Genomic DNA, 4,857 nt, shown 5'->3' on the forward strand with positions numbered 1-4,857 from the left:
GTGTCCAGTCATCGTGTCCTTGTCAAAACCAAGGCGACGCAGAGCGGCGTTAACGGTGTTTTCCGACATTGGCCGGCTGGCACTGCGTTCGCCGGGAAACACATAGCGGCTGCGGCTGGTGAGTGGTTGAAGTTCACGTAGGATATCCACGGCTTGAGAGGGCAGCGGGACTATATGTTCGTTGCGCATCTTCATCTTACTAGCCGGAATGCGCCACAGAGCGTTATCCAAATCGAACTCGCTCCATTCGGCCTGTCTTAGCTCACCAGGGCGAACAAATACCAGTGGTGCTAGCCTCAGGGCAGACTTGGCGATTAAGCCGCCCGTATATCCGTCGATCGCGCGTAATAGCTCTCCAACCTTCATTGGGTCGGTGATAGCTGCTCGGGATTTTGATACTACGGGCGCTAAGGCCCCGCGTAGATCGGCAGTCGGGTCATGCTTGGCTCGGCCGGTCGCAATTGCATAGCGGAAAATCTGTGCGCATCGTTGCTTCGTACGATGGGCGGTTTCGTGCGCACCGCGTTCCTCGATGCGTCTTAGGAGTTTCAGCATTTCTGGAGCATCGATCTCAGTGACAGGGCGATGGCCGATCCAAGGGTTGACTAAGTCACTCAGCGTCCAAACGGCCTTGGTATAGGTTGCCTCCGCCATCCGAGACTTTTGTTTCTTTAGCCACTCTTCTCCGATAGCAGCGAAGGTGTTGCCTGCCGCCAATACGTTGGCCACTTTGCGATCCCGCTTGACTAGCGCCGGGTCATTCCCACCGCGCAGCACGGTGCGGGCAGCGTCCCGGCGTTGGCGTGCCTCGCTAAGTCCTACCTCTGGGTATACGCCCAGTGCAAGCAATTTCTCCTTGCCAGCGTAGCGATACTTCATGCGCCAATAGCGACCCGCGTCGGTCACGTGCAGGAACAGTCCTCCGCCGTCGAAATGCTTACCGGGCTGTGCAGCCTTGACCTTGAGAACGGTGAGTTTGCCGGAGTCACTCGCCATCAGAGCCTTCTTGAGTGAGATACCCCCAACGGGGGAAAGTACCCCCGAAGATACCCCCACGACTCTCGGGCTTCAATGGGTTGATGAGGGATGGTATGACACAAAAAAACCCGCCTTTTGGCGGGCTTAATTGATTTCATGGAGCGTCTTGGGACGATATGAAACAAGCAAGTGGTGCCGGAAATAGGAATCGAACCTACGACCTACGCATTACGAATGCGCCGCTCTACCAACTGAGCTATTCCGGCGGAGCCGCATAGTTTACGGGGGCGGCTGACGGCCTGCAAGACATGGCCTGGGGGTCAGATTGGGCGGGGCGCGGCATCGGAGTTATCTGATTGCGCTTCGGGCGGTCGGGCTCTAGTGCCGGGTCGCCAGGGGCGCCAAAGTGCGCGTCTGGATAACAGGGAACGTCGTTCATGCAGCACGCGTCACGTCAGCGGGGTATCACGCTGATCGAAGTCTTGATTGCCTTATTGATCTTCAGCATCGGCCTGATGGGAGTGGCAGGTTTGCTGGTGATGTCTGCACGCTCGGTTCATACCGCTTACCTGCGTACTCAGGTGACTTTTCTAGCGCAAAGCATGGCCGACCGCATGAGTGCCAACGTCATAGGCGTGTGGAGGGGGTACTACAACGGTAGCTATCCCAGCTCGGGCGTGCAGAGGTGTACGCAGGGTTGTACGCCGCAGCAACTGGCCGAGCATGACAAGGGGTTGTGGAGCAGTCAGCTCGCGACGTTTTTACCTTCTGCAACGAAAGCGAAGATTAGTTGCAGCGCTGCAGGCGTGTCCTATACGCCCACGCCGGATCAGGTTGCATTGCGGCCATCTTATGGCGGTAGCTGCGATATGACCATTACCTGGATGGAACGTGGTGTAACCGTGGATGGAGCCAGCGCAGAAGGTCAATCATTGCAAACGTTTGCCTGGGAATTCCAGCCGTGACAGCCGCATCTCATGTCTTCCGGCAACGGGGGTTCTCGCTAATTGAACTCATGATAGCGATGGTGTTGGGCACGTTGATAAGCGCCGGTATCGTTGCTGTATTTGTGTCGACATCCCACAGCTATCAGGCTCAGGCGCAACTTGCACGTCTGCAGGAGGATGGGCGATTTGCCATCACGCAAATCAAGGATGATCTGGCCATGAGTGGCGCGCAGTACTGCAACAACACAGGCGGTGGTGCGCATTCAACGGCATCTGGCCTTTATCTGGATGGGTTGCGGCAGCCAACTGTCTACGCAAGCGATCCCGGTGTACTGATGAATGCACTAAGTGATGTGACCACGCGATGGGGTGCTCCGTATCCGTCGGCGCCGACGGAGCCTTATTCATTGCCATCGTTTCTGACGATGCGTGGTTACGATTGCACAACAAAGTCCTGCACGCCGATCGATCCAAGCAGCAAGCAGAGCGCCGAAGGGTTCAGTATTCCAGCCATGGGCACAAAGACCGATAACCGCGTGATAGGCGCATCGGTTATCACGGTGCGCTATCTCAATCCATCGGCAGGATGGACGATCATGCCGGAAAGCGCAGGCCGGGGAAGCACACAGATTACAAACGCGGACGGTTCGCTCGCTTTCCGATTGGCCCCCATGTCAGGCGAGCCAGCGGTGAAAGATTTTCAATCGGGTGATCCGCTGGCCATGCTGGCAGATTGTTCGAGCGCGCAGATCTTTGCGGTGTCCGGACAAACGAGCAGCCAAATTCTGTCCACAGGAAGCAACTTTGCTCAGCCCACTGCCTTCGAAAACATGGTTGCACCGAAGCTGTTCGATCTCAGTCGCGATTTTAGGACGGTGACGTATTACCTCAAGGTGGTCGACAGCGGTGATGGTCAGGGACATACGACCGGCGCACTCGTGCGTCGGATCAACGGCGGCAGTACCGGCGTGCGAGACGGACGGGCGGAGGAGATTGCGCGAGGCGTTGAACGGCTCGATTTCAAATACGGCGTGCAATTCGCCGATGGATCGGTGCGTTATTACACGGCGGCCCAGGTCGACGCGAGCACGCGTGCTGATTGCGGATCGGTGGCACGACTCCCCATACACGGTAGTGATGATCGAGGGTGTTTATGGGGGGCCATCAGCCTCATCGAGATTGACATGCTGCTGGACGGTCAGCAACCGCTCTATTCGTTGACGCAGGACGAACTTACCTACACCTACGCATCTGACGATGCTTCCCATAGCGCATTGATACCCAAGCCGGCCAACGATGCCAGTCGCAAGGTAACGCCACTTCAACAGGGTTTCCCTTTGGCCATGCTACGGCGTGAATTTTCCGCCGTCGTCGCCCTGCGCAATTTCAATCCTTAAAAATGCTTTTCATCTCATGAGTCGAAAGGATATCGGCGTGCTGTCACAACACAGGAAACTACTGACCGAACGATGTTATAAGCATCCGCAGCAAGGCTTTGTCTTGCTGATTACGTTGATCTTTCTTTTGCTTATGAGCGTGCTGGCGTTTAGTGCTTCACAACATTCGTTATTGCAGGAGCGGATCGCCGGCAGTTTTCGCAACGCGCAGCAAGCCAGAATGAGTGCCGAGACTGCGTTGCGCGGTGCGGAGTACAAGCTTTGGTCCATGGCCTCTCAGGTTGGAGCTCATCTTCATTGCACGAATGGCTCCCTTTCCGGAGACGATGGTTGTGTGGTTTATCAGCCGCTATCCGCTCCTTACGGAGCCAACGGTGCAGTCACCCAATTTCAAAGCACACAAGGTTGGCTGGCGAATATCGGTGTGACATACGACGGTCCCTCGCATAAAGGTTACACGACCGAGCGGGGGCAGCTGACGGCCGTGCTGGCGCGAAACCCTGTCTACATCATTGAGGACCTGGGAGCGGAAAGGCCGCCAGGCGTGGGTGGTCTGCATGAGTCTGGCAACACCGGTTCGAACAACGATGGCGCGGACCAGCTTGATACCCATGTCTTTCGTATCACAGCGCGGGGCACTGGTGGCAATCCGAACATAGTCAGCGTTGTGCAAAGCACGTTCGACGTGCCCGTGGCTCATTAATTCGGAGCACGTCGTGTTGACGATATCAACGGTGGCAATGCATCGACTCAAGCATTCGGCGTGCGCGATGATTTTCATTGCTTGTGGCGCAATAGCGCAGGAGAGCAGTCCGCCTGGAACAGCCGAGCTAAGCCCTCGGCCTCTCGATAACGCGTTGGCGACTCCAGCCATGGGCATTCTTGGCCTCAATACCTCCATAGCGGGAGCGGGTTCGCTTGCGTTTATGGGCGGCTATGACCCTATTGATTGGGCGGGAACATTGCAGGCATTTGCCTTGAGTCCGAATGGCGCTCCCACCCAACGCGTATGGGATGCCGGTGCTATCCTCACCGGTGAGACAGCGCCGGACAGCCGAATCATTTTTACCGCGCTCGCAAATGACGATGGGACTGTAACGGGTGCCGTATTCGAACCATCTACTAACTTTGACGTCGTCGAGGCGAAAGGTCTCATGAGACCATCGCCAAAGGATCCGGTGAGCGACACCTTGGCTGCGCGGGTCGACTATCTGCGTGGCATGCGCAGCGATGAGTTGAATGGTGTCATGCGCAAACGCGACAACTTGCTCGGCGCCATCATCCATTCTCAGGTTTTGTACGTAGCCTATCCGAGCGGCCGTTATCCTAGCCGCTGGCCAACCAAAATCGACGGAAAATCGGTACTTGCGCCCGAGATGGATGCCTATGCGCAAACGTACGATCAGTTCGTCTCGGCAAATGCCAATCGTTCTCCCATGATTTATGTAGGCGCCAATGACGGGATGCTGCACGCCATCCAGGCACCTGTTCCGACGTGTCAGTCGACCGACTCCGACGTTCGCTGTACAACCGTC

General features: G+C 56.5%; 4 protein-coding genes, 1 tRNA gene and 1 pseudogene. 4 read left to right on the forward strand and 2 right to left on the reverse strand.

All coding sequences use genetic code 11. From position 1 onward, the window contains the following. Together VK725_RS03115 and VK725_RS03120 are read right to left on the reverse strand one after the other, a co-directional pair. Nucleotides 1–996 (reverse strand): tyrosine-type recombinase/integrase (locus VK725_RS03115; RefSeq protein ID WP_325316598.1); only part of this gene is annotated, 996 nt, incomplete at its 3' end. 172 nt (nucleotides 997–1,168) lie between these two features. Then, nucleotides 1,169–1,244 (reverse strand) — tRNA-Thr (locus VK725_RS03120). A gap of 171 nt (nucleotides 1,245–1,415) precedes the next feature. On the opposite strand from VK725_RS03120, the gene pilV reads away from it, so the two are divergent. The 4 genes and pseudogenes from pilV to VK725_RS03140 form a co-directional block, all read left to right on the forward strand. Further along, entirely contained in the window at nucleotides 1,416–1,943 is a 528-nt protein-coding gene (gene pilV / locus VK725_RS03125; protein ID WP_325316599.1) for a type IV pilus modification protein PilV, read from the forward strand. Next, complete coding sequence (locus tag VK725_RS03130; RefSeq protein WP_325316600.1) at nucleotides 1,940–3,322, forward strand: PilW family protein; 1,383 nt, start codon at nucleotides 1,940–1,942, stop codon at nucleotides 3,320–3,322. The genes pilV and VK725_RS03130 overlap by 4 nt, the downstream gene beginning before the upstream one ends. Beyond that, on the forward strand, nucleotides 3,279–4,025 hold the full coding sequence (locus VK725_RS03135; RefSeq protein ID WP_325316601.1) for a pilus assembly PilX family protein: 747 nt from the start codon (nucleotides 3,279–3,281) through the stop codon (nucleotides 4,023–4,025). The genes VK725_RS03130 and VK725_RS03135 overlap by 44 nt, the downstream gene beginning before the upstream one ends. Nucleotides 4,026–4,194: 169 nt before the next feature. Beyond that, a pseudogene (locus VK725_RS03140) lies at nucleotides 4,195–4,857 on the forward strand (hypothetical protein); the annotation flags it as partial.

This window comes from Dyella sp. (assembly GCF_035486915.1).
Taxonomy (GTDB): Bacteria; Pseudomonadota; Gammaproteobacteria; order Xanthomonadales; family Rhodanobacteraceae; genus Dyella_B.